The sequence below is a fragment of the Mediterranea massiliensis genome, from assembly GCF_900128475.1.
Classification (GTDB): Bacteria; Bacteroidota; Bacteroidia; order Bacteroidales; family Bacteroidaceae; genus Bacteroides; species Bacteroides massiliensis_E.
This window is the reverse complement of sequence record NZ_LT635836.1, coordinates 494,631-520,856: the sequence shown is the minus strand read 5'-3', so window position 1 is coordinate 520,856 and position 26,226 is coordinate 494,631. Positions and strand designations below refer to the sequence as shown.

At 57.0% G+C, this 26,226-nt stretch carries 22 protein-coding genes; 15 read left to right on the top strand and 7 right to left on the bottom strand.

Features of this window, described 5'->3' with window-relative positions:
• The first annotated feature begins 8 nt into the window (after nt 1–8).
• The 4 genes from BQ7483_RS06870 (at nt 9) to BQ7483_RS06855 (ending at nt 7,624) form a co-directional block, all read left to right on the top strand.
• Nucleotides 9–1,187, top strand: coding sequence for a clostripain-related cysteine peptidase (locus BQ7483_RS06870; protein WP_072545333.1), 1,179 nt, complete (start codon nt 9–11; stop codon nt 1,185–1,187).
• Nucleotides 1,188–1,759: 572 nt separating this feature from the next.
• On the top strand, nt 1,760–4,216 hold the full coding sequence (locus tag BQ7483_RS06865; protein WP_072545332.1) for an FAD-dependent oxidoreductase: 2,457 nt from the start codon (nt 1,760–1,762) through the stop codon (nt 4,214–4,216).
• Nucleotides 4,217–4,301: 85 nt separating this feature from the next.
• The gene (locus BQ7483_RS06860; protein ID WP_072545331.1) at nt 4,302–4,661 is read left to right on the top strand and encodes a MarR family winged helix-turn-helix transcriptional regulator; all 360 of its coding nucleotides are present in this window, start codon (nt 4,302–4,304) and stop codon (nt 4,659–4,661) included.
• A gap of 107 nt (nt 4,662–4,768) precedes the next feature.
• Nucleotides 4,769–7,624, top strand: a complete 2,856-nt coding sequence (locus tag BQ7483_RS06855; RefSeq protein WP_072545330.1) for a bifunctional fucokinase/fucose-1-phosphate guanylyltransferase — start codon at nt 4,769–4,771, stop codon at nt 7,622–7,624.
• Nucleotides 7,625–7,704: 80 nt separating this feature from the next.
• Here BQ7483_RS06855 and rlmH read toward each other — a convergent pair whose 3' ends face one another.
• A complete protein-coding gene (gene rlmH / locus BQ7483_RS06850) occupies nt 7,705–8,178 on the bottom strand; it encodes a 23S rRNA (pseudouridine(1915)-N(3))-methyltransferase RlmH (RefSeq protein ID WP_072545329.1) in 474 nt (157 codons plus the stop codon).
• Between the two features lie 93 nt (nt 8,179–8,271).
• Between rlmH and BQ7483_RS06845 the strand changes: the two genes are divergently transcribed.
• The 7 genes from BQ7483_RS06845 to BQ7483_RS06815 all read left to right on the top strand — a co-directional run bounded on the left by BQ7483_RS06845 (nt 8,272) and on the right by BQ7483_RS06815 (nt 13,729).
• A complete protein-coding gene (locus BQ7483_RS06845) occupies nt 8,272–8,664 on the top strand; it encodes a DUF4783 domain-containing protein (protein ID WP_072545328.1) in 393 nt (130 codons plus the stop codon).
• Nucleotides 8,657–9,505 carry a carboxylating nicotinate-nucleotide diphosphorylase gene (gene nadC / locus BQ7483_RS06840; protein ID WP_021847917.1) on the top strand — a complete coding sequence of 283 codons (849 nt, stop codon included), beginning with the start codon at nt 8,657–8,659 and terminating at the stop codon, nt 9,503–9,505. Before BQ7483_RS06845 ends, nadC begins: the two co-directional genes overlap by 8 nt.
• A 218-nt stretch (nt 9,506–9,723) precedes the next feature.
• The gene (locus tag BQ7483_RS06835; protein ID WP_072545327.1) at nt 9,724–10,281 is read left to right on the top strand and encodes an RNA polymerase sigma factor; all 558 of its coding nucleotides are present in this window, start codon (nt 9,724–9,726) and stop codon (nt 10,279–10,281) included.
• On the top strand, nt 10,268–11,368 hold the full coding sequence (locus BQ7483_RS06830) for an outer membrane beta-barrel protein (RefSeq protein WP_072545326.1): 1,101 nt from the start codon (nt 10,268–10,270) through the stop codon (nt 11,366–11,368). Before BQ7483_RS06835 ends, BQ7483_RS06830 begins: the two co-directional genes overlap by 14 nt.
• A gap of 91 nt (nt 11,369–11,459) precedes the next feature.
• Nucleotides 11,460–11,939, top strand: coding sequence for a DUF4943 family protein (locus tag BQ7483_RS06825; RefSeq protein ID WP_407657209.1), 480 nt, complete (start codon nt 11,460–11,462; stop codon nt 11,937–11,939).
• Between the two features lie 90 nt (nt 11,940–12,029).
• The gene (locus tag BQ7483_RS06820) at nt 12,030–12,683 is read left to right on the top strand and encodes a DUF4858 domain-containing protein (protein ID WP_083535669.1); all 654 of its coding nucleotides are present in this window, start codon (nt 12,030–12,032) and stop codon (nt 12,681–12,683) included.
• A 101-nt stretch (nt 12,684–12,784) separates the two neighbouring features.
• The gene (locus BQ7483_RS06815) at nt 12,785–13,729 is read left to right on the top strand and encodes an NAD(P)H-dependent flavin oxidoreductase (RefSeq protein ID WP_072545325.1); all 945 of its coding nucleotides are present in this window, start codon (nt 12,785–12,787) and stop codon (nt 13,727–13,729) included.
• A 267-nt stretch (nt 13,730–13,996) separates the two neighbouring features.
• Here BQ7483_RS06815 and BQ7483_RS06810 read toward each other — a convergent pair whose 3' ends face one another.
• The 6 genes from BQ7483_RS06810 to BQ7483_RS06785 all read right to left on the bottom strand — a co-directional run bounded on the left by BQ7483_RS06810 (nt 13,997) and on the right by BQ7483_RS06785 (nt 21,199).
• On the bottom strand, nt 13,997–15,133 hold the full coding sequence (locus BQ7483_RS06810) for a DUF4249 domain-containing protein (protein WP_072545324.1): 1,137 nt from the start codon (nt 15,131–15,133) through the stop codon (nt 13,997–13,999).
• Nucleotides 15,134–15,156: 23 nt separating this feature from the next.
• The gene (locus BQ7483_RS06805; protein ID WP_407657205.1) at nt 15,157–17,901 is read right to left on the bottom strand and encodes a TonB-dependent receptor domain-containing protein; all 2,745 of its coding nucleotides are present in this window, start codon (nt 17,899–17,901) and stop codon (nt 15,157–15,159) included.
• Entirely contained in the window at nt 17,898–18,782 is an 885-nt protein-coding gene (locus BQ7483_RS06800; RefSeq protein WP_022020387.1) for a FecR family protein, read from the bottom strand. The genes BQ7483_RS06805 and BQ7483_RS06800 overlap by 4 nt, the downstream gene beginning before the upstream one ends.
• A 12-nt stretch (nt 18,783–18,794) precedes the next feature.
• Entirely contained in the window at nt 18,795–19,223 is a 429-nt protein-coding gene (locus BQ7483_RS06795) for a hypothetical protein (protein ID WP_072545323.1), read from the bottom strand.
• A gap of 339 nt (nt 19,224–19,562) precedes the next feature.
• Complete coding sequence (locus BQ7483_RS06790; RefSeq protein WP_072545322.1) at nt 19,563–20,102, bottom strand: RNA polymerase sigma-70 factor; 540 nt, start codon at nt 20,100–20,102, stop codon at nt 19,563–19,565.
• A 77-nt stretch (nt 20,103–20,179) separates the two neighbouring features.
• Nucleotides 20,180–21,199: a LacI family DNA-binding transcriptional regulator gene (locus BQ7483_RS06785; protein ID WP_072545466.1), complete on the bottom strand. Its 1,020-nt coding sequence runs from the start codon at nt 21,197–21,199 to the stop codon at nt 20,180–20,182.
• A gap of 176 nt (nt 21,200–21,375) precedes the next feature.
• On the opposite strand from BQ7483_RS06785, the gene BQ7483_RS06780 reads away from it, so the two are divergent.
• The 4 genes from BQ7483_RS06780 to BQ7483_RS06765 are packed head-to-tail and all read left to right on the top strand — an operon-like array spanning nt 21,376 to nt 26,221.
• Nucleotides 21,376–22,308, top strand: a complete 933-nt coding sequence (locus BQ7483_RS06780) for an aldo/keto reductase (RefSeq protein ID WP_072545321.1) — start codon at nt 21,376–21,378, stop codon at nt 22,306–22,308.
• Between the two features lie 18 nt (nt 22,309–22,326).
• Nucleotides 22,327–23,250, top strand: a complete 924-nt coding sequence (locus BQ7483_RS06775; protein WP_072545320.1) for an amidohydrolase family protein — start codon at nt 22,327–22,329, stop codon at nt 23,248–23,250.
• A 19-nt stretch (nt 23,251–23,269) separates the two neighbouring features.
• Complete coding sequence (locus BQ7483_RS06770) at nt 23,270–24,286, top strand: zinc-binding alcohol dehydrogenase family protein (protein WP_072545465.1); 1,017 nt, start codon at nt 23,270–23,272, stop codon at nt 24,284–24,286.
• A gap of 51 nt (nt 24,287–24,337) precedes the next feature.
• Nucleotides 24,338–26,221, top strand: a complete 1,884-nt coding sequence (locus BQ7483_RS06765; protein WP_139247556.1) for a glycoside hydrolase family 97 protein — start codon at nt 24,338–24,340, stop codon at nt 26,219–26,221.
• Nucleotides 26,222–26,226: the final 5 nt, after the last annotated feature.

Genomic DNA, 26,226 nt, shown 5'->3' with positions numbered 1-26,226 from the left:
GTGGCCCTATGTTCAGACGCAACGTTCTCGTGGTGATGCTGTTGTCGCTGCTGGCTTTGGCCTCGTGCGACAAGGAGGAGGCTCCCGAACCTTCGCCCTTCAAGCGGACAGTGCTGGTCTATCTGGCGGCCGACAACAACCTCTCTTCCTTTGCCCTGCAAGACCTGGCCGAAATGGAGGAAGGCATGGCGCAGGTGCCCGACGGCACCCTGCACCTGCTTGTCTACATCGATACAGGCAGCTCGCCCCGCCTCGTGGAGCTGAAGAAGCAGAACGGGCAGGTGGTGGAGGACGTGGTGCGCACCTACGCCGACCGTAACTCCGTGGGTGTGGACGAGACGCTTGAAGTGTTCGACGCCGTCTTCGCCAACCCCGACTTCTTGGCCGAGAGCTACGGCCTGATCTACTGGTCGCACGCCGACGGATGGGTGCCCTACGGAGAGGTCTCGACCCGCTGGGTGGGGCAGGACAAGACCGACGGCGACCATCGCATGAACCTCTCCGAGCTGGTGACCGTCCTCCAGTCGGCCCCGCATCTCGATTTCCTGATGTTCGACGCCTGCTTCATGTCGTCCGTCGAGGTGGCCTACGAGCTGCGCAGCTTTACCGACTACTACATCGGTTCGCCTACCGAGAACCCCGGCCCCGGCGCCCCCTACGAACGCCTGGTGCCCCTGATGGCCGCCGACCAGGCGGAGGTCGAGATGTCCAAGGCCTATTTTGCCGCCTACGAGGAAATCTATGATGGTACTTCCCCTACTAATACGAATTGGACAGGTGGTGTTTCTATCTGCGTGATGCGCACCGATGCCCTCGAGCAGCTGGCTGCGCTCACCGCCCAGCTCCTGCCTGACGAGGTGGTGAATATCGCTGCACTCAAAGCCGCTGTATTCGACTACGACCACGACGGCTGGAGCCGCGACTACGTGGGCTACTTCGACCTGAAGCAACTCATGGAGCAGCTGCTCGACGATGCCTCGTATGCCACGTGGACGCAGGCCTTCGACGCCGCCATTGCCTACTGGAGCACCACGCCCAAGAACTATTCCCAGTTTGTCGGCATGTTCTCCATGGAGGGTGCCAACGGCATCACTCATTACATCCCCGGCAGCAGCACTCAGCGCGATGCGGCCTACCGCTCCCTGAAGTGGTATCAGGATGCAGGGCTGGAGAAGCTGGGGTGGTAACGGATGTGTACTGTTCTTGTAATGATTTATGTGCAATAGTTGTACTTTTGTGTAAAATTATTTCTGTTTATTTTGCTCTTTTCTTGCTTGACATTTGCAAAACGCTTTTACATTCAACATTCAACAGTCAACAGTTCAACAGTAAGTAAAATCAGAAATCAGAAAACGTGCGACAAAAATTAATACTATATATAATATATATTATATATTATATATAGTATTAAAATATTTAACACTTTCTTCTTTTCAGGTCGAAGTTCATTTTGACTAACTGTTGAACTGTTGACTGTTGACTGTTGAATGTTAAAAACCTTATAACGCTTCGTGTTTTCTGAGTTTTTTGGGCAGAAAAAAGTTTGTTGGAACAGGGGAGGCGTTTCCTCCCCCGCAAAATGGTGTTTCTCTCCTCCGCAAAACGGTGCTTTCCTCCCCGCAAAACGATGCTTTCCTCAAGAAAATAATATCTTTTGCGATAAATTTTCCATTGGAAATTATTTTTTCTCGGAAATTATGCGTTACTTTGCGACGTGAAACTGAAAACAACAACGAAAATCCAACAACAAGACAACGTTATGAAATACCTGATTATTGGGGGCGTGGCAGGCGGAGCAACCGCCGCCGCCCGACTGAGAAGAGTGGACGAAGCGGCAGACATCATCCTGCTGGAGAAGGGAAAATACATCTCGTACGCCAACTGCGGCCTGCCGTACTACATCGGCGGCGTCATCGAAGACCGTGCCAAGCTGCTGGTGCAGACGCCCCAGTCGTTCGGGCAGCGCTTCCGCATCGACGTGCGCGTGGAGAACGAGGCTGTGGCCATCGACCCCGCCCGCAAGGCCGTAACCGTGCGCCGTGCCGACGGCACCACCTACGAGGAGACCTACGACAAGCTGCTCCTCTCGCCCGGCGCCACGCCCGTGCGTCCGCCCCTCGAGGGCATCGGCGAGGAGGGCATCTTCACCCTGCGCAATGTGGACGACACCGACCGCATCAAAGCCTATCTCACGGAGAAGCGCGTGCGTCGTGCCGTCGTGGTGGGCGCGGGCTTCATCGGGCTGGAGATGGCCGAAAACCTGCACCACGCCGGCGTGGCCGTCTCGGTGGTCGAGATGGGCAACCAGGTGATGGCCCCCATCGACTACTCCATGGCCGCCCCCGTGCACCAGCACCTCGTGGAGAAGGGCGTGGGCCTCTACCTGGAGGAGGGTGTCACCAGCTTCCGCCGCACCGACGAGGGCCTCACCGTCTTCCTGAAGAGCGGCAAGACCCTGCAGGCCGACCTTGTGCTGCTCTCCATCGGCGTGCGTCCCGCCACGGCCTTGGCCAAGGAGGCGGGCCTGAAGCTGGGCGAGACGGGCGGCATCTGGGTGGACGAGTACCTGCAGACCTCTGCCCCCGACATCTATGCCGTGGGCGACGCCATCGAGTTCCCGCACCCGTTGACGGGCAAGCCCTGGCTGAACTACCTGGCCGGCCCTGCCAACCGACAGGGACGCATTGTGGCCGACAACATGGCCCTGGGCAACGTCACCGCCTACGAGGGCGCCATCGGCACCTCCATCGCCAAGGTGTTCGACCTCACCGTGGCCTCCACCGGCCTGGCCGCCAAGCGCCTGAAACAGCTGGGCATGGACTACCTGAGCTCCGTGACCCACTCCGGCTCGCATGCCGGCTACTATCCCGACGCCCTGCCCCTGACGCTGAAGCTGACCTTCGACCCCAAGACGGGCCGCCTCTATGGCGCCCAGTGCGTGGGCTACGAGGGCGTGGACAAGCGCATCGACCAGATAGCCCAGCTCATCAAGCACGGCGGAACGGTGTACGACCTCGTGGAGACCGAACACGCCTACGCGCCGCCCTTCTCGTCGGCCAAGGACCCCATCGCCATCGCCGGCTATGTGGCCTCCAATCTGCTGAGCGGAGCCATGCCCGCCATCACCTGGCGCGAGCTGGCAGCGCAGAAAGACGACCTTGTGCTCATCGACACCCGCACGCCCGAGGAATTTACCTTCGGCACCATTCCTGGCGCCGTGAATATTCCCCTCGACAACCTGCGCCAGCGCCTGGCCGAAGTGCCTACGGACCGTCCCGTCGTGGTGTTCTGCGCCGTGGGTTTGCGCGGCTATCTGGCGCAACGCATCCTGATGGGGCGCGGCTACACCAACGTGCGCAACCTGATTGGCGGCTACAAGACCTATTCCGCGGCCGTAGCGCCCGTTTTGCCCACCGAGGCATGTTCCTGTACCCGCGAGCCGTCTGCGTCGCACAGAGAGGCTGAAAATGCGTCGTGCGTGTGCGACCGCCCCGTGGTGCGCATCAACGCCTGCGGCCTGCAATGCCCCGGCCCCATCATGAAGGTCAAGGAGGCGATGGACGCCGCCGTGCCCGGCCAGCGCGTGGAAGTGGTGGCTACCGATGCCGGTTTTGCCCGCGACGCCTCGGCCTGGTGCCACACGACGGGCAACCGACTGATTGAAAAATCGGAGTCGAAAGGACGCTATACCGTGCTTTTGGAGAAAGGAAACGGCGTTTGTGAGGCCGAAAATGGCGGAAATGGCGGTCGCGGAAAGACGCTGATCCTCTTCAGTGACGACCTGGACAAGGCGCTTGCCACCTTCGTCCTGGCCAACGGAGCAGCCGCCACGGGTCAGAAGGTGTCCATATTCTTTACCTTCTGGGGATTGAACGTGTTGAAAAAAGTGAATAAGCCCGCCGTGCAGAAAGACATCTTCGGCCGCATGTTCGGCTGGATGTTGCCCTCCAGCTCGCTGAAGCTGAAGCTCTCGCAGATGAACATGCTGGGCATGGGCAGCCGCATGATGCGCTACTTGATGAAGCGCAAGAGCGTGGATTCGCTGGAGAGCCTCCGTGCGCAGGCGCTGGCACAGGGCGTGGAGTTCATCGCCTGCCAGATGTCGATGGACATGATGGGCATCGCCCGCGAGGAGCTGCTGGACGAAGTGACCGTGGGCGGCGTGGCCACCTACATGGATCGTGCCGACCAGGCGAATGTGAACCTGTTTATTTAATGGATAATTGAAAATGGAGAATGGAAAATGGAAAAAACGGAAACGCCATTCTCCATTCTCAATTTTCAATTCTCAATTCTCAATTATGGAAGTTTTGTGTAAAATACGCGACATCTATCGGGCCATCGCCGAGTTCGAGGCCCAGTTTGAGCAGGCCTATGGCCTGTCGCTCAACGAAGGCATGCTGCTCTGTACGCTCCTGTCGCGGGGCAAGCTGAGCTCCAGCGAGGTGGCCGAGGCTTTGGGGCTTTCGGCCTCCAACGCGTCGAAAGTCATCCGCTCCGTCGAGAGCAAGGAACTGATTGTGCGCCAGGTGGGGCGCGAGGACAAGCGTCAGATGTACTTCGTGCCGACCCCTGCGGGCAAGGAGCTGATCGGGCGCATTAAGGCGGCGCACTTCGACCTGCCTCCGTTGCTGGCCGAGGCCGTGGGCGAGGGGTGCTGAGGCGGCATCAAGACGAGGGTCGTTTTTTTAGACAACAAACTTTCATCTTGATACGGCAAAAATCGTTATTTTTGTAGCCAATTATAGAAACTACAAAAAGCGAAGATATGCAGAAACTCTTGTCATTGCCCCCCAACCTGGTGGAGGCCTTCTCCGAACTGGAGCACGTGAATACGGATGAATGGTTTTATACGTCCGACCCCGTCGGCATGAAGCTGGGCTCGGGTGGCGGCACCACCTGGCTCCTGCGCCAGTGGGAACAGCACCGCCCGGCCGAGGCACGTGCCGAGAAGCGCATCCTTTTCCATGCCGGCGGACAGAGCCGACGCCTGCCTTCCTACGCCCCCTCGGGCAAGATACTGACGCCCCTGCCAGTGTTCCGCTGGGCACGCGGCCAGCAGCTGGGACAGAACCTGCTCTCCCTGCAACTCCCCCTTTATGAAAAGATCATGGAGCGTGCCCCCGAGTCGCTCCGTACCCTCATTGCCAGCGGCGACGTCTACATCCGCGCCGAGAAGCCCTTGCAGGACATCCCCGAGGCCGACGTCGTGTGCTACGGCCTGTGGGTAGACCCCGTGCTGGCCACCCATCACGGCGTGTTCGTCTCCAGCCGCCAGACGCCCGAGGTGCTCGACTACATGCTTCAGAAGCCCTCGCTGGCCCAGCTCGAAGACCTGTCGCAAACCCATCTCTTCCTGATGGACATCGGCATCTGGCTCCTGAGCGACCGTGCCGTCGAGCTGCTCAAGAAGCGTTCGCTCAAGGCCGAAGGGCCGACAGATCCTGCCGTTCTCTGGTCCGACCTGCGCTACTACGACCTCTACTCCGACTTCGGTCGGGCGCTGGGTGCCAATCCCCGCATTGCCGACGACGAGCTGAACGCCCTGTCGGTAGCCATCCTGCCCCTGCCGGGCGGCGAGTTCTACCACTACGGCACCAGCCGCGAGCTGCTTTCGAGCACCGTCGCCCTGCAAGGCAAGGTGGCCGACCAGCGGCGCATCATGCACCGCAAGGTGAAGCCCAGCGCCTCCATCTTCACCCAGAACGCCGAGGTGGGCGTCAAGTTTATCGAGGGCAACGACGATGTGTGGATAGAAAACAGCTGCGTGCCCTCCACGTGGGTGTTGGGCGCCCGACAGATTATCACGGGTGTGCCCCACAACGACTGGACGCTGGCCCTGACGGACGGTACCTGCATCGACATCGTGCCCCTGCAGGGTGGGGGATGGGCCGTCCGCCCCTATGGCTTCGACGATGCCTTCAAGGGGGCATTGGACGCCATGGACACCTGCTATCTGAATACTCCTTTCTTCTGCTGGCTGAACGAGCGCGGCTTGACCTTGGACGACCTGTCCGGCCGTCGCGACGACCTTCAGGCCGCTGCCCTCTTCCCTGTAGTGTACGATGTGGAGACGATGGGGCAGATGGTTGCCTGGATGACCACTAACCCTACCTCGTGGGAGGTTCGTCAGAAGTGGCTGGCGTCTGAACGCCTCTCGGCCGACGAGATTTCCGCCCGTGCCGACCTGCGCCGCCTCTATGCCCAACGCGAAGCCTTCGCCAAGAAGAACTGGGAACTGCTGGCCTTGAACTATGAGAAAAGCGTCTTCTACCAGCTCGACCTGGCCGACGCCGCGCGCGAATACCATCGCCTCGACCTGCCGAAGCCAGCTCCGCTGCCCGACGATGCCCCGCTGATGCAACGCATCCACAACCGCATGCTTCGTGCGCAGGTGGACAAGCTGGGGGGCGCCGACTACAAGGCCGACGAACAGGCTGCCTTCGGCCTGCTCCGCGAAGGCCTGCTGGCCGACCTCTACGAACATAAGAGCCACCCCATGCTCAACGTCTATAGCGACCAGATTGTGTGGGGACGAAGCCCTGTGCGCATCGACATGGCGGGCGGATGGACCGACACGCCTCCCTATTCGCTCTTTGCGGGCGGGCATGTGGTGAACATCGCCGTCGAGCTCAATGGCCAGCCGCCCCTGCAGGTGTATGTCAAGCCCTGCCAGGACTTCCACATCATCCTCCGCTCCATCGACATGGGCGCCATGGAGGTCATTCGCACGTACGAGGAATTGCATGACTATTGCAAGATAGGTTCGCCCTTCTCCATTCCCAAGGCGGCGTTGGTGCTGGCAGGCTTCTCGCCCAAGTTCTCCGAAGTGGCTTACGCCACGCTGGCCGAACAGCTTCAGGCTTTTGGGACGGGTATTGAAATCACCCTGCTCTCGGCCATCCCTGCGGGGTCAGGGTTGGGTACCAGCTCCATCCTGGCGTCCACCGTCTTGGGGTCGCTGAGCGATTTCTGCGGCCTGTCGTGGGACAAGAATGAGGTGTGTCGCCGTACTCTTGCCCTCGAGCAGCTGCTCACCACGGGAGGTGGCTGGCAAGACCAATACGGCGGCGTGCTTCAAGGCATCAAGCTCTTGCAGACGGAGCCAGGCTTCGTCCAGCAGCCCCTCGTGCGTTGGTTGCCCGACCACTTGTTTGTCCAGCCCGAATATCGCGCGTGCCACCTGCTCTACTACACAGGCATCACCCGCACGGCCAAAGGCATTCTGGCGGAAATCGTGCGCTCCATGTTCCTCAATTCGGGGCCGCACCTCTCTCTGCTGGGCGAGATGAAAGCCCATGCGCTCGACATGGCCGAAGCCATCCAGCGCAATGACTTCGAGGCATTCGGCAAGCTGGTGGGCAAGACGTGGACGCAGAACAAGGCCCTGGACAGCGGTACCAATCCGCCCGCCGTGGAAGAGATTATCAATAAGATAAAGGATTATACGCTGGGCTACAAGTTGCCTGGTGCGGGTGGGGGAGGTTACCTCTACATGGTGGCCAAAGACCCACAGGCCGCCCTGCGCATCCGCGAGACGCTGACCCGCGAGGCGCCCAATCCGCGTGCCCGCTTCGTCGGGATGTCCCTGTCGGACAAGGGGTTCCAGGTGTCGAGATCGTAATTTAATTGAAAATGGAAAATTGAGAATGGAGAATTATTTCCCAATCGGGTCATTTTCAATTTTCCATTCTCCATTTTCAATTATTCATGATGGTAAGGGCTTCCGTTCAGGATGGACATGGCCCGATAGAGCTGCTCCACGAAGATGAGCCTCACCATCTGGTGGGAGAAGGTCATGCGCGAGAGCGACATCTTCTCGTGGGCCGCGGCATAGACCTTCGGCGCGAAGCCATAAGGCCCTCCGATGACGAAGACCAGCCGCTTGTTCACCGTATTCATCTTGCGCTTCATGTAGTCGGCAAACTCCAGGGAGCGCATTTCTTTCCCCCCTTCGTCGAGCAGCACCACGACGTCGCCCGGCTGGAGAGCTTTCAGGATGAGGTCGCCTTCCTTCTCCTTCTGCACCTCCTCGGAGAGGCTCTTGGTGCTCTTCAGTTCGGGAATCACTTCCAGGTCGAACGACAGGTAGCGTTTTGTGCGTTGCACGTAGTCGCCGATGGCGGTAATGAAATGGGGCTCAACGGTTTTCCCTACGACGAGTAGAATGGTTTTCATGCTGTTTTTTGATTGGATTAGCGAACAAAATTACAACATTTTTGTGGTATATTGCAATAAATCTGTATCTTTGCATAGGTAAATGCTTGTAATATGAAAAAACGGGTAATCTTTTTACTGCTCAGTTTGTGGGTGGGCCTTGCCTCCCTGCTGGCGCAGGATGTTCCTGTAGGCGTAGTGGTAGCCTTCAAGAAAGGCAGCTCGCAGGAACTGAACCGCTATCTGGGCGAGAAGGTGGACTTGGTCATCCTGAGCAAGCCTGCCCAGCTGGATAAGGTGGGTGCCGAAGGAGCTATTTCGGACTTCTTTACCAACAACAAGGTAAGCAGGTTCGACGTCAAGCATCAGGGCAAGCGCGATGAGTCGAGCTTCATCGTCGGTACCCTGCAGACGGCCAACGGAAACTTCCGTGTGAATTGTTTCTTCCGTAGAGAACATAACAGATATTTTATACATCAAATAAGAATTGACAAGACCAATGAATAAGGAACAAGAACTGATAGACAGGCTCATCGACCTGGCTTTTGCAGAAGATATAGGCGACGGCGACCATACCACCCTCTCGTGCATCCCCGAGACGGCGATGGGCAAGTCGAAGCTTTTGATCAAGGAAGCAGGCATCCTGGCCGGCATCGAGGTGGCCAAGGAAGTGTTCCGCCGCTTCGACCCTACGATGAAAGTGACGGTTTACATCAACGACGGCGCCGAGGTGAAGCCTGGCGACGTGGCCATGATTGTGGAAGGCAAGGTGCAGTCGCTCCTCCAGACGGAACGCCTGATGCTGAACATCATGCAGCGCATGAGCGGCATCGCCACCATGACCCACAAGTATCAGGAACGCCTCAAGGGTACGCACACCCGCGTGCTCGATACCCGCAAGACCACTCCCGGCATGCGCATCCTCGAGAAGATGGCCGTCAAGATAGGTGGAGGTGTGAACCACCGCATCGGCCTCTTCGACATGATTCTGCTCAAGGACAACCACGTGGACTTTGCAGGTGGCATCGACAAGGCCATCACGCGCGCCAAGGAATATTGCAAGGCTAAAGGCAAGGACCTGAAGATAGAAATCGAAGTGCGCAACTTCGACGAACTCCAGCAGGTGCTCGACTTGGGTGGCGTAGACCGCATCATGTTCGACAACTTTACGCCTGAGATGACCCGCAAGGCCGTCGAGATGGTGGGCGGACGCTACGAGACGGAGTCGTCGGGCGGCATTACCTTCGACACCCTGCGCGACTATGCCGAGTGTGGCGTGGACTTCATCTCGGTCGGTGCACTGACCCATTCGGTCAAGGGACTGGACATGAGCTTCAAGGCATGCTGATTGCTTTGTAAGGATATCGGAGACAAACGGATTTGCCTTTCATAGATTGTCTGGGAGCAGGTCAATTTATGGAAGGCTTTTTTCTTTTTCAGCTCGTGGAGACAGACAGGAAGTGTCTTCCTTTCTCTTTAACATCTTTTTAATTTTTAGCTTGCAGCATTTTGTGGAGTGCTGCGTCTAACAGACAAACGACGCGAGGAAGCGTCCGTAGACAGGTTTTGACACAAGATTGTGAAATAGAGTTGGTTGAAGGATGTCGGGCAGGCGACAATGCTGCTCGGAAAGAGCTGTATACCCTCTATTCGCGCCAGATGCTGGCCGTGTGCTACCGCTATACGGGCGATATGGACGAAGCGCATGACGTGTTGCATGACGGCTTCGTCAAGATTTTCTCCAACTTCACCTTTCGGGGCGAATGTTCGTTGGCCACGTGGATGACACGGGTGATGATGACCCAGGCCATCGACTACCTGAGGCGGAAGCAGCGCTTCACCCAGCTGGTGGTCAGCGAGGAGCAGCTGCCCGACGTGATAGACGAGGCTTCGGTGGCTGAAAGCGGAAGCGGCTTGTCCGAGGAGGTGCTGATGAAGTTTGTGGCCGAACTGCCCGACGGATGCCGTACGGTGTTCAACCTGTATGTGTTCGAGGAGAAGTCGCACAAGGAGATAGCCCGCCTGCTTCACATCAAGGAACACTCCTCCACCTCGCAGTTGTTCAGAGCCAAGTGTCTGTTAGCAAAAAGAATTAAAGAATATACTGCCCATGAAAGAAAATGAAGAAATAGCCGGATTGTTCCGTCGGAAGCTGGACAAGGCCGAACTGCCCGTCAACGATGGCTTTTGGGAAGAATTGGAGCGCGATTTGCCCGCTTCAGGCCTCTCGGAAGGCAAGCGTCGGATCGGGTTCCCCTCCTTCTATCGGATAGCGGCGGCCGCATCGGTCGTCTTGGTGCTGGGCATGGCATCGGCCGCCTTCTGGTACTTCTCGCCCAAGGAGGAGATGGAGGAAGCCTTTACGCAGGTGGCTGCGCTGGCGCCGGGTGCCAGCCTGGACGGCGACCGCCTGGAGGAAGCTTTGCCTCGTGTGAAGGAAGTGGCTCCTGCCAGTCCCTCCGCGAAGCCTGTGCAGGCATCGCTCACATCCCAACAGGAAGAAGAAGACGGGGAGCAGACGATGTCGGTACATGTGTCCATCCGCGTCACCCAGCAGGTGTATGGCGGCGGTCGTCAGACGTCGGGCGGTTATCGTGCCGGCAGGGGAGGTTCGGGCTATTATGCCGCCTCGTCGGGCGAGGGCCGTAACTTCGAAGGAAAGGAGAATTCGACTCCTGCGGAAGTGGAAGAGGCGGCGGACGCCAAGTCGGTCTTGAAGTCGCGCAACTGGGCCTTGAAGGCTTATGTGGGCAGTTCGTTGCCCAAGGGCGATTTCAAGATGCCCCTCACGGCGGGAGTCAGCGTGGAGCGTAACCTGGGCAAACGCCTTTCGCTGGAGGCCGGATTGCAATACAACCGCCTGCACGACACGGCTCTGCCTGGCGGAAACCATACCTATCACACACTGGCCATACCTGTGAGGATGAATGTGCAGCTGGCTGGAAACGACAAGGTCGATTTCTATGCCACCGTCGGCGGAAGCGTGGAGAAGTGTGTGGGCGGCGCGGCCGACAACGGCTTCAAGGCCGAACCTGTACAGCTGGCCGTAGCGGCAGGTGTAGGGGTGCGCTACAAGCTCAACAATCGCTTTGCCCTCTTTGCCGAGCCGATGGTTTCCCATCACTTTGCCACCGACTCGCCCTCGGCTTCACTTCGTTCGGAACGGCCTACCAACTTGAATCTTCTGTGCGGCGTACGCATGGCTTATTAATCGAAAAAATCCTTAGACAGATATGACTACCTTGAAATCTATATTATACAGCTTTTTGATTGTCGGCTGCTTCTTGCTGAGCTCCCTGGCAATGGTTTCCTGCCACAATGAAACGTTCGATTGCAACGACCCCGATGTCGATTTGTTCGTCGAGCAACTGCGTAGTGGCAAATATGCTTCATTGAACTCCGAAGGTCTGGGCATTGTGCCCAAGTTTACTACCGAAGACATCGGCAAGTTGCTGGAGTATGCCGACGACCTGACGCTCATCCCTTCCTTCCCGCTGGCTACCGTTTCCTATTCACCTGGCGGAAAACTCCGTCTGGGTGAATGCATCCTTTGGACGGTGGAGACCATCCGCCTGGGGCACAATGCCTCCATGGGATGCAAGATGGTGCACACGGATGCCGACAACTACGAGGGTGTTTATTTCCTGAGTGATGAAGAAGTGCTCGATGCCGTGGCCCGATATCGCCGCTGGTGGGAAAGCCGCCAATATCCGCGGACGGTATGGACCATCGACCCCTGCTATGACGAACCTCTGTGTGGCAGCCGCTACATGTGGTGGTAGGCCGTCGGCGTGTTGCTGTATGATGATTGTTGCATTCCTTATCGCATTTTGATCGTGAAACGATATGGCTCTCTTTGCGGGCTGCTTTTGATGGCAGTCTTCCCTCTTTGTGCGCAAAACTGGACGAAGGCCGACTCTCTCCGGCTGGAGCAGTTGTTGCAGACCGATGGTGAAATTCAATTGAACCTGGACCTTCTGAAGGAGGCGGAATCTCCTTGGGGAACTCCCAAGGCGATGGAGTCCAAACCCTGGTTGGAGGTAGACGAAACCTTGCCTGCCGTGCAGGGCATCCATCCGCGGAAGGTAAAGCTTACCCTCTTTCCCTATACGGCCAATACACCCTATAATTGGGACCCCGTGCGCCAATGTAAGATAAACGTCGACAAGAATACGTGGCGCAACGACCCTTTTTACGAACTGAAGACCATGACCGTGTATAGCAACTGGGCCAAGTCGCCCATTGATGCCGGTCCACGTGAGTCGCTCGAACAGATTGAGGCAACTGGCTTGCGCTATCAGGTTTTGGGGAGGGTTGCCAATCAGTCTGTCATGGGATGGCAGGCCGTCAAACGGCCGTCAGGGTATAGCCTGATGCCGGAAAAGGGGGCCTGGAGGGTGAGGGCACGTAAACGGCGCGCCCGCACGTTGGAGGTCTTGCGCACGTATGCCGATTCTACCCGCATCGAGCCGAAGGCACGGAAACTGAAAGAGGAAAATCCAGAGGAAAACGATAGCCCAATGTGAGTAGTATGAGGAAATAAGGAAAGAGGTACGAACATTTTAGGTTACCAGTCTGTTTCTCTTGATAAAGCATTGCATATTCACTTTGAAAACATACAGATAAGATGGAAAACAGAATTACCCGACTTTTTGGTATCGAATACCCCATTGTACAAGGGGGAATGGTGTGGTGTAGCGGTTGGCGCCTGGCGTCGGCCGTAAGCAATGCCGGCGGACTAGGTCTGCTCGGAGCAGGATCCATGCATCCAGAGACCTTGCGCGAGCATATTGTCAAGTGCAAGGCGGCCACTACGAAGCCTTTTGGCGTCAATATCCCCTTGATGTATCCTCAGATAGACGAAATCATGCAACTGGTGGCCGATGAGGGCGTGAAGATTGTATTTACCTCGGCTGGCAGTCCCAAAAAGTGGACGGACTGGTTGCACGAGCGTGGCATCACGGTGGTGCATGTGGTCTCTTCTTCCCTTTTTGCCCGCAAGGCCGAGGAGGCAGGTGTCGATGCCGTGGTGGCGGAAGGATTTGAGGCCGGAGGACATAACGGCCGTGAAGAAACGACCACGCTTTGTCTGATACCAGCCATCCGAAAGGCAACTTCTCTTCCTCTGATAGCCGCGGGAGGCATTGCGACGGGCGAAGCCATTTTGGCCGTTCGTGCGTTGGGTGCCGAAGGAGTGCAGATAGGTACCCGCTTTGCCCTGACGGCCGAGAGTTCGGCCAGTGAGGCTTTCAAGAACCTGTGTCTCGACCTTCAGGAGGGCGACACCCGCCTGTTGCTCAAGAAACTTTCGCCGACGAGGTTGGTGCGTGGACGTTTCAGCGATGCCGTTGCCGAGGCCGAAGCCGCCGGCGCTACAACCGATGAGTTGCGTGCCCTGTTGGGCCGTGGTCGTGCCAAATTGGGCATCTTTGAAGGCGATCTTGAGGAAGGCGAGCTCGAAATCGGCCAAGTCGCTTCCTTGCTTCGTGGCAAGGGCATTCAGACGGTATCAGAAGTGATGGATGAACTATTGGCCGAATATCGGAAAGCATGGGATGACATGCAGCATTGAACCATTTTTCTTGAAATATAAATATTGTAAAAGAGGCTGTCTCAAAATTAAAAACAGAGATAAGTTTACTTACAATTTATAAGCTACAACATAAAAACCTCCTGCTTTTAGTCCTATAATTGCAATAAATAAGGGCTAAAGCAGGAGGCTTTTTATTACTAAGTTTCAATCTGTAAGATTATTACTTTTGAATTTCTATTTTGAGACAGCCTCTTTTTCGCTTTTAGTCCGTCAGCTTCCTGTATGAGAAGAGAGGTTGGGTCATTTTCAGGGATTCCAATATCCTGTAGTTTTGCACGGTCGTTCGGGAAAGGCGATGACGACTTCGCGTGGCGTGGCGACGCCCACGAAGCCAATGCCGCCGCTGATGTTGCTGGGTAGGGAAACGGGTTCCATCAGAACAGCATCGTAGTCATCGTCGTCGAAACAGTTCAGGGCTTTCAGATAGCGATAATAGTCGGCCGTCAAGTTGAGCAGGCGGATGTGGATGGACTGGGTACAATATGTGTTGCCGTAGGTAATGCCATAGAGTGGACTGGCTGTAAAGTCGTCGTAGAGGCGGGTATAGACTTTGAGTGTGGCCGAACTGTTGTGGAAACGGTCGTCGCTGAAGATGTTGTACTTGTTCTCGATGCGGGGGAACAGCAGATTGTCTTCGTCTTCCTGCGAATGGCTCACGTTGCCGTCGGTCAGGATGACATCTTCGCGATTGACGAGGTCGCTGTATTGTTGGTAGGCCAGGCTGTCGCGTTCGGTGTATATCAGATTATGGCTTTCGTCTTCGATGAAGTGCCCCTGTTCGTCCTTGACGTATTCGTAGATGTGGTAGCGTACCTGAAACTGGTTACGGATATCCAGGCGGTAGTGGTTACTTTCGTTGGCGATGTCATTCACTGTCACAAGGTAGCGACGGTGGGGAGTGACGATGCCGCTGCCCATGTTGAGCGGGACGGTACAGGTATCCACGCGGAAATCCAGGGGAGGCTGGGGAACCTGTACTTCTGCCGTGGCCCGAAGAGTACCGCCTTGGGCCGTTGCTTCCAGACGGACGAGGTCGCCGGGACGGAGGGGCGTGTCGAAATAGTATTTCTTGTAGCTGAAGTTTCCTGTAGATACTCCGGAGGGAGGAGAAAGTTTCTTCGGATCGGCTTCCTGGGGTGCTGCGGCAAGGTGTCCGTTGATGTAGAGAGACAGGGTAGCGTCATCGTTCAGTTTGCCCAGATTGTCGCCGGTACTCAAGTAGAGGGACACCTCGTTCTTCTTGCCGTCTCCCGCCTCGAGCAAAGCGTTCATGACGAGGCAGGGTTGCTTCATTTCGGGGTTGTAGGGTATCTCGTGTTCGCACGAAGGCAGTCCGAGGAGAATTGCTATATATATAATAAGGTGTAAGTGGATGCGTTTCATATTTGTTGCAGGATACAGAGTTCTTAGAATCGGTATGTATAGGTCACAGAGGGAATGCAGGGCAGGATCGTCCGCTTCTTGATGACGGTTTTGGAAGGTTCGCGGACTATTTGGGTAATATGTCCGTTTTCGTCTACAGAGATTTCCGATACCTCGTCCACTCTCTTGGTGTATACCAGATTGGGGTTCATGGCATTGTAGGCGTTGTAGAGGCTGATGTTCCAGGTGCGCATGCCGTGCTTGGTCTTCTTGTTGAAGTTCACGCCGATGTTCAGGCGGTGGGTGGCGGGCAGGCGGTAGTTGTTGCGCCCCGATATGTAGTCGGTCTCTTCGGTGCTGCCGTCGGGCTTGACGATGACCGTCCGCCGCTCGGGAATGGTGAGGCAGCCTCCTGTGTAGAAAATCCACGAGGCACCTACGTCGATGCGGTCGCTGAAGCGGTGGTTCACGCAGAGGTTGATGCTGTGACGCCGGTCGTATTTGTGGGGAAACCACCGACCGTGGTTGATGCTGCCGTCCGGAAAGCGTCGTTCGCTCCTGGCCAGTGTGTACGAAATCCATCCTGTCGTATTCCCCACAGTACGTTGGGCCATCAGTTCCAGTCCGTAGCTGCGTCCCTGGCCCATCTCGACCTTCTCTTCCCAATGGGTGGAGGTACCGAAGAAGGAGACTCCGTCCTGATATTCCAGGATGTGCCGCATCTGCTTGTAGTAACCTTCCAGCGAGAATTCCCAGCCGGGCAGACCGGTGTAGTAGGCTCCGGCGGAGTATTGGTTGGCATACATGGGGCGTATGTTCCGGGTGATGGGTACCCACAGGTCGGTGGGCATGGAGAAGGGGGTGGACGAAAGCAGGTGGACGTACTGGGCCATGCACGAATAGGAGGCTTTGGTTGCGAAACCTTTGCTCCAGTCGTATCGGACAGATACGCGTGGTTGGGCGGAGAGATAGCTTTTGCCTTGCGTGCGGAACAGTGAGGCGCGCGCCCCGAGGTTCAGGCTGAGTCGGTCGGTAGCTTCCCAGCTGTCTTCGGCGTAGAGCGACAATTCCATGCCCCGTTGCGGAAGGTTGCTGTTGTTGGCATAGGTGGTGTCCTGCCGGGCGGAACCGTCGTCCACATTGCCGATGTGCGCGGTCGATACGCCCGGCGTGAACAGGTGGTGGATGAATTCGCTGCCGAAGCGGATACGGTGACGGGTGGAAGGGGTGAAGTCGAAGTCGGCACGCAGGCTCCAGTCGCGGATGCCCGAACGGAATTCCGACCGGTAGCGATGGTAGTCGTGCAGCTGCTCCCGATAGTCGGTACGGTCTTCCGACGTTTCGTTCAGGCTCATGCGGTACTGGTTGTAGGAGGCGGTGAAGTTGCCGAACAGGCGGCTGTTGAATACATGATTCCAGCGGGCGTAACCGATGAGGTTTCCCCAGTTCAGACGGAGCTGACTGGTGTATTTGGAATAGGTGGTGATGTCGGAGGCAGGTTGGCGTTCGTATTCGTCGTCGTACCGGAAGTGGTCTTTGCCCCGGTAGAAGCCCAGGAACAGGCGGTCGCGGTCGCCGAACTTGTGGTTCACCTTGGCGTTGATGTCGTAGAAGTAATAGTTGTAGCGTTCGGTTTCCAGGCCGTTTCCCCATTCTTCGGTCGTTTTGATGCCTTTGGGCAGCAGGATGCTGGGCGTGACGCGCATGCTGAGCGAGAACGATGTGCGCTCCTTCCGAAGGGGGCCTTCGATGTGGAATTTGTCGGTGAGCATGCCGATGCTGAGGGCGCCGTGGTAACGGTGCATGTCGCCGTCGTTGGTGCGCACATCGACTACAGACGACAGGCGGCCTCCGTAGCGGGCGGGAAAGCTGCTCTTGAAGAGGGTGACATTCTTCACCGCTTCGGGTGTGAACACCGAGAAGATGCCCAGCAGGTGGTCGGCGTTGTAGACGGGGATGCCGTCCAGCATCACCAGGTTCTGGTCGGGCGTTCCGCCGCGGACATACATGCCCGCAAAGCCCTCCATGCCGGCCTGTACGCCCGGCATCAGTTGGATGGTCTTCAGCACGTCGGCTTCGCCCAGGATGGAGGGCGTGTGGCGTATCTGTGTCATAGGGATGTCGTGGGCACCCATGTTGGTGGCGTTGATGCCCGCTTCCCGTTTTTCCGACGTGACGACCACTTCCTGCAGCTCGTTATGGGTGTTGAGGGCAATGTTCAGTGTGGTGTCTGCCCTCAGGCGGAAGCGGTCGGTCCGTGTGGTGTAGCCCAGGTAGGAGGACGAGAGGCTCACTTCGCCTTCGGGCAGGGTCAGGGTGTAGAAGCCGTAGGCGTTCGAGGCTGTCCCCACGGCGTAGCGGCTGTCCAGGATATTGGCGCCTATCAGTGTTTCGGCCGAGGCGGCGTCGGTGACGTAGCCGCTCACGGTGAAGCGGCGGCGTTCGCGCTTGCGGGGCATTTCGCGCTTGCGCAGCACGATGTGTTTGCCCGAGATTTTGAACTCCACCGGCTGGTCGCGGAAAGCCTCTTCCAGCACCTGGTCGATGGTGAGCTTCTGCACATTCAGGTCGATGCGGCGGGTGAGCTTGACGTCGTCGCCATAGACGAAAGTATAGCCTGTGGCGTTCTCCAGCCGGGAGATCAGCACGCGGAGGGTGGCGTTGCGGATGTCCATCGTGATGGGGGCCTGCGGATTCTGGGCTTGGAGGCAGACTCCAAGCAGCACCGCACCCATCAGGAGCAGGAGCCTGAAGGGGCGGTGGAAACAGCTTGGTTCGGAACAGTTCATGGATGGTTAAGTTTAGTTTGTAGAATAATGGTATCGTTTTCTTTCTGGTAAGTAAATCCGGCTGCCGCCTGCAGTAGGTCGAGGATATGCGTCAGGCCTTCCCTGATGTCGAAGGTGGCCGTGAGGCGGTATCCGGCCAGCGTCGGGTCGGTGATGTGGATGTCTGCCTGGTAAGTGTTGGCCAGCTGGCGGACGATTTCGCGCAGGGGCTGGCTCCGGAAGTTCAGGCATCCGTGGCTCCAGCTGATGTCATTGGCAGCATCGGCCAGGGATTCTTGCGACAGGCGGCCACTGGTCTTGTCGTAGACGGCCCGTTCGTTGGGAGCCAGCACCAGCCGTTGCGACCGGCCGGGAAGGCTGACGGCTACGGAGCCTTCGAGCAGCGTGGTGCGTACCTCGCGGTCGCGCGGGTAGGCTTCGACGTTGAAGTGCGTGCCCAGTACCTGCACCTGTACCTCGCCCGTTTCCACCACAAAGGGGTGCGACGGGTCTTTGGTCACCTCGAAGTAGGCGCCTCCCTGCAGGGTCACTTCACGCCGCGCCTCCCGCCGGAAGTCTTTCGGGTAAGTCAGCGTGGAGTGGCGGTTCAGGACGACTTCCGTGCGGTCGGGCAGGACGACGGTACACGTCTCCGCCTGTGCCGTCACCGTCATCATTTCCACGGGGTGGAGCTGTTCGTAGGCCTGCCATCCGGCCACGCAAAGCAGCACGACGGCTGCCGCTCCGGCCACCCGCATCCAGAGGGTGCGCTTCAGCGTGCGTCTCTTCAGGCGCGTCTGGAGCAGGGGCCAGGAACGGGCTGCGCTGAACCGTCCGCGGGGCGAGCGTGTCGAGGCCGCCAGGCGGTCGAGCAGGGTTTCAAAAGGGTCTTTCTCTGTCATATAAGCGTTTTCTTATTTGATTGCGATTTTCAGTGTGACGGTCGTAGCTTTCACCTTTTTGTCCTTGGGTGTGCAGGTCAGTCTGATTTCGTCCGCTTTCTTTATTTTGGCGGGGTAAATCCGTATGCGTACGTGGGCGGACTTTTTCTTGGGAGCGATGGTCACTTCTTTGTCCAGCAACGTGTAGGCAGGTTGTCGCCCCGGCAGATTTCGGATGCTGATTGTAGCTTTGCGTTCGGTGTCGGCCTTTTCGGCCGCAACCACTTTCAATGTTATTTCCCGACTTTCCACTCCTCGTTCGAAGGTGTAATTTTCCAGAAATCTTTCAAATCCCAGATAATCTTTGGGGTACTTGTCGTTGTGGCCGTCACAGGCCGTCAGGCCTGCCAGGCCCAGCAGGGCCAGCACGAGGTCGGTGGTGATAAGGATAGCTTTTTTCATGTCAGTACGTTTTTTATGGAGTTGTTTTACCTTAAAGACAGCGGAAAGTGGAAAACTCCCTACGCGGAAAACGACTTTTTTTCTGCGGGCGGCACTTTTTGCATAAAGTTCCAATTGTTGTCCTGCCCATAAAAACGGACGATGCAGGACATGTCCTAGCAGTTGAGGTCCGTTCCCCGTACAGGAAACGATTGTTCCTCACGGTTGGAAACGGCTGTTCCCCGTGTAGGAAACGGGCGTTCCCCGTGCATGGAAACGGGCGTTTCCTACGGAGGGAACGAGCGTTTCCCTATAAGGGAACAGATTTCACGAACGGTGATTGACCTCGGAAGACAGGATTTACTTCAGCATATCCCGCAGGCGGGAGACGGCTTTCTGCAGCTGGGCGTCTACGGTCTTGACGCTGATGCCCAGCTCTTCGGCCACCTGGGCATAGCTCTGCTTCTCTTCGCGGATGCGGATGAAGACTTCGCGGCAGCGTTCGGGCAGGCGGTCCAGCGCCTTGACGTAGCGGGCAAAGAGCTCTTCGCTGATGAGGCACTCCTCGGGCGAAGGGTCGGAAGCGTCGTTTTCGGTCAGTTCGGCGGAGAGGGAATCGCTTCGGCGCACTTCCTTTTCCAGGTAGTTGAGCGAGGCGTTGCGGGTGAGGACGAAGCAATAGTCCTCGATGTTCTGCACGGAGGCCAGAGTGTCGCGCTGCTTCCACAGGGCGAGGAACACGTCGAGCACCACTTCCTGCGCCCACTCCTCGTGCTTCAGGTAGTAGTAGGCGATGCGGAACAGGCGGTCGTAGGTCAGGTCAAAGAATCCCTTGAAAGCCCTTTCGGAGCTTTCTTCCTTCATCTGTCGCAAGTATTTTCGGACTTCCTGTTCGGTCATGGATGCTGCTTCTTTTCATGTAAATGCGGCTGCAAAGATAGACTTTGGAGGCGAAACGGACAATTTCCCCGTCTTTTTCAACCTTCTTTAACGCTGCTTTCCCTGATTTGCAGGGAGGTGGGTACCACGACCTGCCGCACCGTCTTGTCGCCCTTCAGCCGGTCTATCAGCAGGCGGCAGGCGGTTTGGCCCATCTGATAGGTCTGGTGGCATACGGCCGACAGCTTGGGTTCCACGTAGTTGGCATGCTGTTCGTCGGTATATCCGATGAGGGCTACGTCTTGGGGAATGCGCAGGCCGTGGCTCTTGATGACCTCCATGGCGGCGAAGGCCAGCGTGTCGTTCATGGCCAGGATGGCGTCGGGCGGCTGGGGCAGGGCGAGGAGCGATTCGGTGGCCGCCTTGCCTTCTTCGTAATCTATCTTACGGCACACCACCAGCTCCTTTTCGATGGGGATGCGGTTGTCGCGCAGGGCTTCCAGGTAGCCGTGCTTGCGCCGCTTGACGATGTCCAGGTGGTTGGCCCCGCCGATGAAGGCCACGCGGCGGCTGCCCGTGTCCAGCAGGTGCTGGGTGGCGGCACGGGCCGACTGCTCGCCGTCGGCCACGACGGAGGAGAAACGGTCGGTCAGGCAGACGCGGTCGAAGAGGATGAGGGGCATGTTGATGTCTGCCAGGGCGGCCCAGTGGCTGTAGTCCGTCGTCTCCTGCGAGAGGCAGGCGATGATGCCCTCCACGCGCATGTTCACCAGATTTTCGATGTTACGCTTCTCGTGCTCGTAGGATTCGTGCGAGGTGGTGATGATGACGAAGTAGCCGTTGGCCACGGCCGTGTCCTCGATGCCGCTCACGATGGAGGCGAAGAAGTGGGTCACGATGTCGGGCACGATGACGCCAATGATGCGCGGCGTGTTCTTCCGCAGGCTCATGGCGAAGGGATTGGGGCGGTAGTTCATTTCCTGCGCCAGCCGCTTGGCCCGTTCGCACAGGTCGCGGCTGATGTCGGGGCTGTCCTTCAGCGCTCTCGACACGGTGGGGATGGATACGCCCAGCACCCGGGCCAGGTCTTTCAGGGAGGTATGTTTGGAGTGTTCCATGGTTTGTCCGTCATGCGATTCTTCTGCAAAGAAAACATTTTTCAGGCAAACATGCATGGATGGGCACGTAAAATTTGTTACGTAAACCTTTACGTGCTTTTTCCGCTTTCCGTTCGGACAGACCTTTCGCTTCTTCTTTTACCTTTGTTGGCGTAAACATTTTAAACAGAAGGATTATGCAATACCATGAAATCGGGAAGACTGGGATGAAGGTTTCTTCCCTCAGTTTCGGAGCTTCCTCGCTGGGAGGCGTTTTCCATGATATCAAGGAGAAAGAAGGCATTGAAGCCGTGTTCACCGCTATTGAGCTGGGCATGAATTTCATCGACGTGTCTCCCTACTATGGCCATTACAAGGCCGAAACCGTGCTGGGTAAGGCGCTGAAGGACATTCCGCGCGACAAGTATTACCTCTCCACCAAGGTGGGCCGTTACGGCAAGGACGGGGTCAACACGTGGGACTACTCTGCCAAGCGTGCCACTGAAAGCGTCTACGAGAGTATGGAGCGGCTGAACATCGACTACATCGACCTCATCAATGTGCACGACATCGAGTTTGCCGACCTTCATCAGGTGGTGGACGAGACCTTGCCTGCCTTGGTCGAGTTGCGCAGGAAAGGCGTGGTGGGCCATGTGGGCATCACCGACCTGCAACTGGAGAACCTGAAGTGGGTCGTCGACCATTCGCCCGCCGGTACGGTGGAGTCTGTGCTCAACTTCTGCCACTACTGCCTGTGCGACGACAAGCTGGTGGATTTTCTGGATTATTTCGAATCCCGTGGCATCGGGGTCATCAGTGCTTCTCCCTTGTCCATGGGGCTGCTCACCGAGCGCGGTGTTCCCGCCTGGCATCCGGCTCCCCGTCCGCTGGTCGAGGCCTGCCGCAAGGCCATGGAGCATTGCGAGGCCCGCAACTATCCCATCGAGAAGCTGGCCATGCAGTATGCCGTGAGCAATCCGCGCATTGCCACGACCCTGTTCAGCACGGCCAATCCGCAGAACGTCCGCAAGAACGTGGCCTTTATCGAGGAACCGATGGACGAAACCTTGCTGCGTGAAGTCCGTGAAATCATCGGCGACCAGTTCCGCGTGAGCTGGGCCAATTCATAAGGGAGAGGAGGAACGATGATGAACTATACCCTTATTGATGCCCATTCCCACCTGTGGCTGAAGCAGGACACGGTGGTCGACGGCCTGCCCATTCGTACGTTGGAAAACGGCCGTTCGCTCTTCATGGGCGAAGTGCGGCAGATGCTCCCGCCGTTTATGGTGGACGGGGTGAACAGCGCCGAGGTATTCCTGTCTAATATGGACTATGTACAAGTGGCGGCGGCTGTCGTCACGCAGGAGTTCATCGACGGCTTTCAGAACGATTATCTGGCCGATGTGGCTTCGCGCTATCCCGACCGCTTCTTCGTGTGCGGCATGTGTGAGTTCCGCAAGCCCGGCTACTTGGAGCAGGTACGCCAATTGATGACCCGTGGCTTCCGCGGCATCAAGATTCCTGCCCAGCGCCTGTTGCTGAAGGAAGGGCGCGTGATGCTGAACAGTGAAGAGATGATGCAGATGTTCAAGCTGATGGAGCAGAACGGCGTGTTGCTCTCCATCGACCTGGCCGACGGCGATACGCAGGTGGGTGAGATGGAAGAAGTCATTCAGGAATGTCCGCGGCTGAAGGTGGCCATCGGCCATTTCGGCATGGTGACCCGTCCCGGCTGGACCGAGCAGGTGAAGCTGGCCCGCCATCCGAACGTACGCATCGAGTCGGGCGGCATCACGTGGCTCTTCAACGACGAGTTCTATCCGTTCCGCGGGGCGGTGCGGGCCATCCGCGAGGCGGCCGACCGGGTAGGTATGGACAAGCTGATGTGGGGATCGGACTATCCGCGCACCATCACGGCCATCACCTACCGCATGTCTTATGACTTCGTGCTCAAGTCGTCCGAACTGACGGAAGAAGAGAAGGCCCTTTTCCTGGGGGAGAATGCCCGCCGCTTCTATGGCTTCGGCACGTTGCCCGAGTTACCCTATATCAAGAATATGTCAGAATAAAAAAAGAATGGAGAAAAAGATGAAAGCAGTTCAGATAGCAGCCCCTTCGGACATGAAGGTGGTAGAGGTGGAACGGCCGGTGTTGCATGCCGGTGAAGTGCTGGTAAAGATAGCATATGTAGGTTTTTGTGGTTCGGACCTGAACACGTATCTCGGACGTAATCCGATGGTGAAGTTGCCCGTCATCCCCGGCCATGAAGTCGGGGCGGTGATTGAGGACATCGGTCCTGAGGTGCCTGCCGGTTTGGTCAAGGGAATGAGTGTGACGCTGAATCCTTATACCAACTGTGGCAAGTGTGCCTCATGCCGCAACGGTCGCTTCAACGCCTGCGAGCACAACGAAACGCTGGGAGTCCAGCGCAACGGCGTGATGTGTGAGTATGCCGTCTTGCCGTGGACCAAGATTATCCCGGCCGAGGGCCTCTCCCCGCGCGACTGTGCCCTGATAGAGCCGATGAGCGTAGGTTTCCATGCCGTGTCGAGGGCACAGGTGGTGGACAACGAGTGGGTGGTCGTCATCGGTTGCGGCATGGTAGGCATGGGTGCCGTCATCCGTGCTTCCTTGCGCGGGGCAACGGTTATAGCCATTGACTTGGATGATGAGAAGCTGGCTTTGGCCAAGACTTTCGGTGCTTCGTATGTCATCAATTCGTGTACGGAGAAGGTTGCCGAGCGCATCTGCCAGCTTACCGGCGGACTGGGAGCCGACGTCGTGATTGAGGCTGTGGGCAGTCCCGCTACCTATGTGATGGCTGTCGACGTGGTCGGCTTCACGGGTCGTGTCATTTGCATTGGCTACGCCAAGAGCGAAGTGGCCTTCCAGACGAAACTCTTCGTGCAGAAGGAACTGGATATCCGCGGTTCGCGCAATGCACTGCCTGCCGACTTCCGGGCTGTTATCCATTACATGAAGGAGGGCCGCTGCCCGATAGAGAAATTCGTATCGGCCGTCGTGCCGCCCGAAGAAGCTTCCGAGGCGATGGAGCGTTGGGCTGCCGAACCGGGTAAGGTCTTCCGCATTCTGGTGAAATTTTAAAAGGGAAACATATAGCGGCTTATGAATTTCAAGGTATTGAACAAATGTTTTATGATATGCCTGCTGGCTGTATGCTGGGTGGCATGTACAGATAATAGTTCTTGCCATTCTCCCAATGGCAAGATCGGTTTGGAATATGCAGAATCTCCGTCGGGCCAGCCCTCTTTTATGGTCACCTGTCTGGATACGGCCGGACGTGAACATCGGGTCATCGACATTTCGCAGGTGGGAGTAGACTGCAATGCCCTGAAGGGGAACGGCCTGCGGCTGAAATCTGTAGCCGGTCCACAGCGGATTTCCGAATCCTATACGATGCTGACGGGCAAAAAACGGAATTGCAGCAACGAGGCTTCCGAGTATCTTTATACCTTTACCGACTCGTTGGGCCGTGAGCTTGGAGTCAGGTTCCGTTTGTACAACGCCGGAGTAGCTTTCCGCTATGAGCTGGCAGGCTTGGAACGCGATTCTATCCAAAACGAGCGGACAACGTATCGTATCCCCGAAGGGACCAGGCGCTGGATGCAGAAGTATGACATTTCTTACGAGGACTTCTATCCGATGTCGACTACCGGCCAACAGGAAAACCGTCATTGGGCCTATCCTGCACTTGTGCAGGCCGATGAAGAAGTCTGGACCTTGATTACCGAAGCGGGAATCGAGCGGTATCACAGTGCTTCTTCCTTGGCGAATGGCAAAGTGTCGACAGACTATCAGGTCGTTCCGGCTGAAAACCATCGGCCTGTCTCCGGTGACTGGCATTCGCCGTGGCGGGTATTGATTGTCGGGAGCCTGGCAGATATTGTCGAGTCGACGCTGGTGACAGATGTCAGCGAGCCTTGCCGCCTCACGGATACCGATTGGATTCGGCCGGGAAGTGTGTCGTGGATTTACTGGGCCTACAACCATGGGTCGAAGGATTATCAGATTGTCAAGAAGTATATCGACATGGCAGCCGAGCTTCATTTGCCTTATGTCCTGATTGACTGGGAATGGGATGTCATGGAGAACGGCGGAACGATAGACGATGCTTTGCGCTATGCTGGGAGCAAGGGAGTCCGTGTGCTGTTGTGGTACAACTCTTCCACGGCTTGGGCCTCGCCCGAGGCTGGGCCGTTGTTCCGTCTGAACAAGGCGGAAGACCGCGACAGGGAATATGCCATGTTGAACAAGAAAGGGGTGGCCGGTGTCAAGATAGATTTCTTTGCCGGAGATACGCAGGAGACGATGAACTATTGCATCGATTTGCTGGAAGATGCGGCCAAATATCATTTGCTGGTCAACTTCCACGGAGCCACCATCCCCCGTGGCTGGCAGCGCACATATCCCAACTTCATGTCGGCCGAAGGGGTGTATGGAGCCGAGTGGTATAACAACAAGCCTGTGCTGACCGACAAAGCCGCCGCCCACAATGCCACGTTGCCTTTTACCCGCAATGTGGTAGGGCCGATGGATTATACTCCCTGTACCTTCTCCGACTCCCAGCATCCGCATATCACGACCCATGCCCATGAGCTGGCCTTGTCGGTGGTGTTCGAGTCGGCATTGCAACATTGGGCCGACCGTCCGGAAAGTTATTTGGCCCAGCCCGAAGCCGTTCGTCAGTTTATGGGTGAACTGCCGACTGCCTGGGATGATACCCGTCTGCTTTCCGGCTATCCGGGTGAATCGGTGGTCATGGCGCGTCGGAAGGGCGATGTGTGGTATGTCGGAGGGCTGAATGGAACCGACCATTCCAATGCCTTGGTGATGGATTGGTCTTTCCTGCCGGAAGGTACCTATCAGGTAACAACGTTTGCAGACGGTGTTTCTGCCGGGCAGCCTTGGAATATCAGTGTGGATGAAGTCGAGAACGGGCATCTTCCTACTGCCTGTCAGTGTAATGCGCGTGGAGGATTTGTAGTAAGGGTGAAGCCTGTTTCTGCTATAACAGATTAATGGAT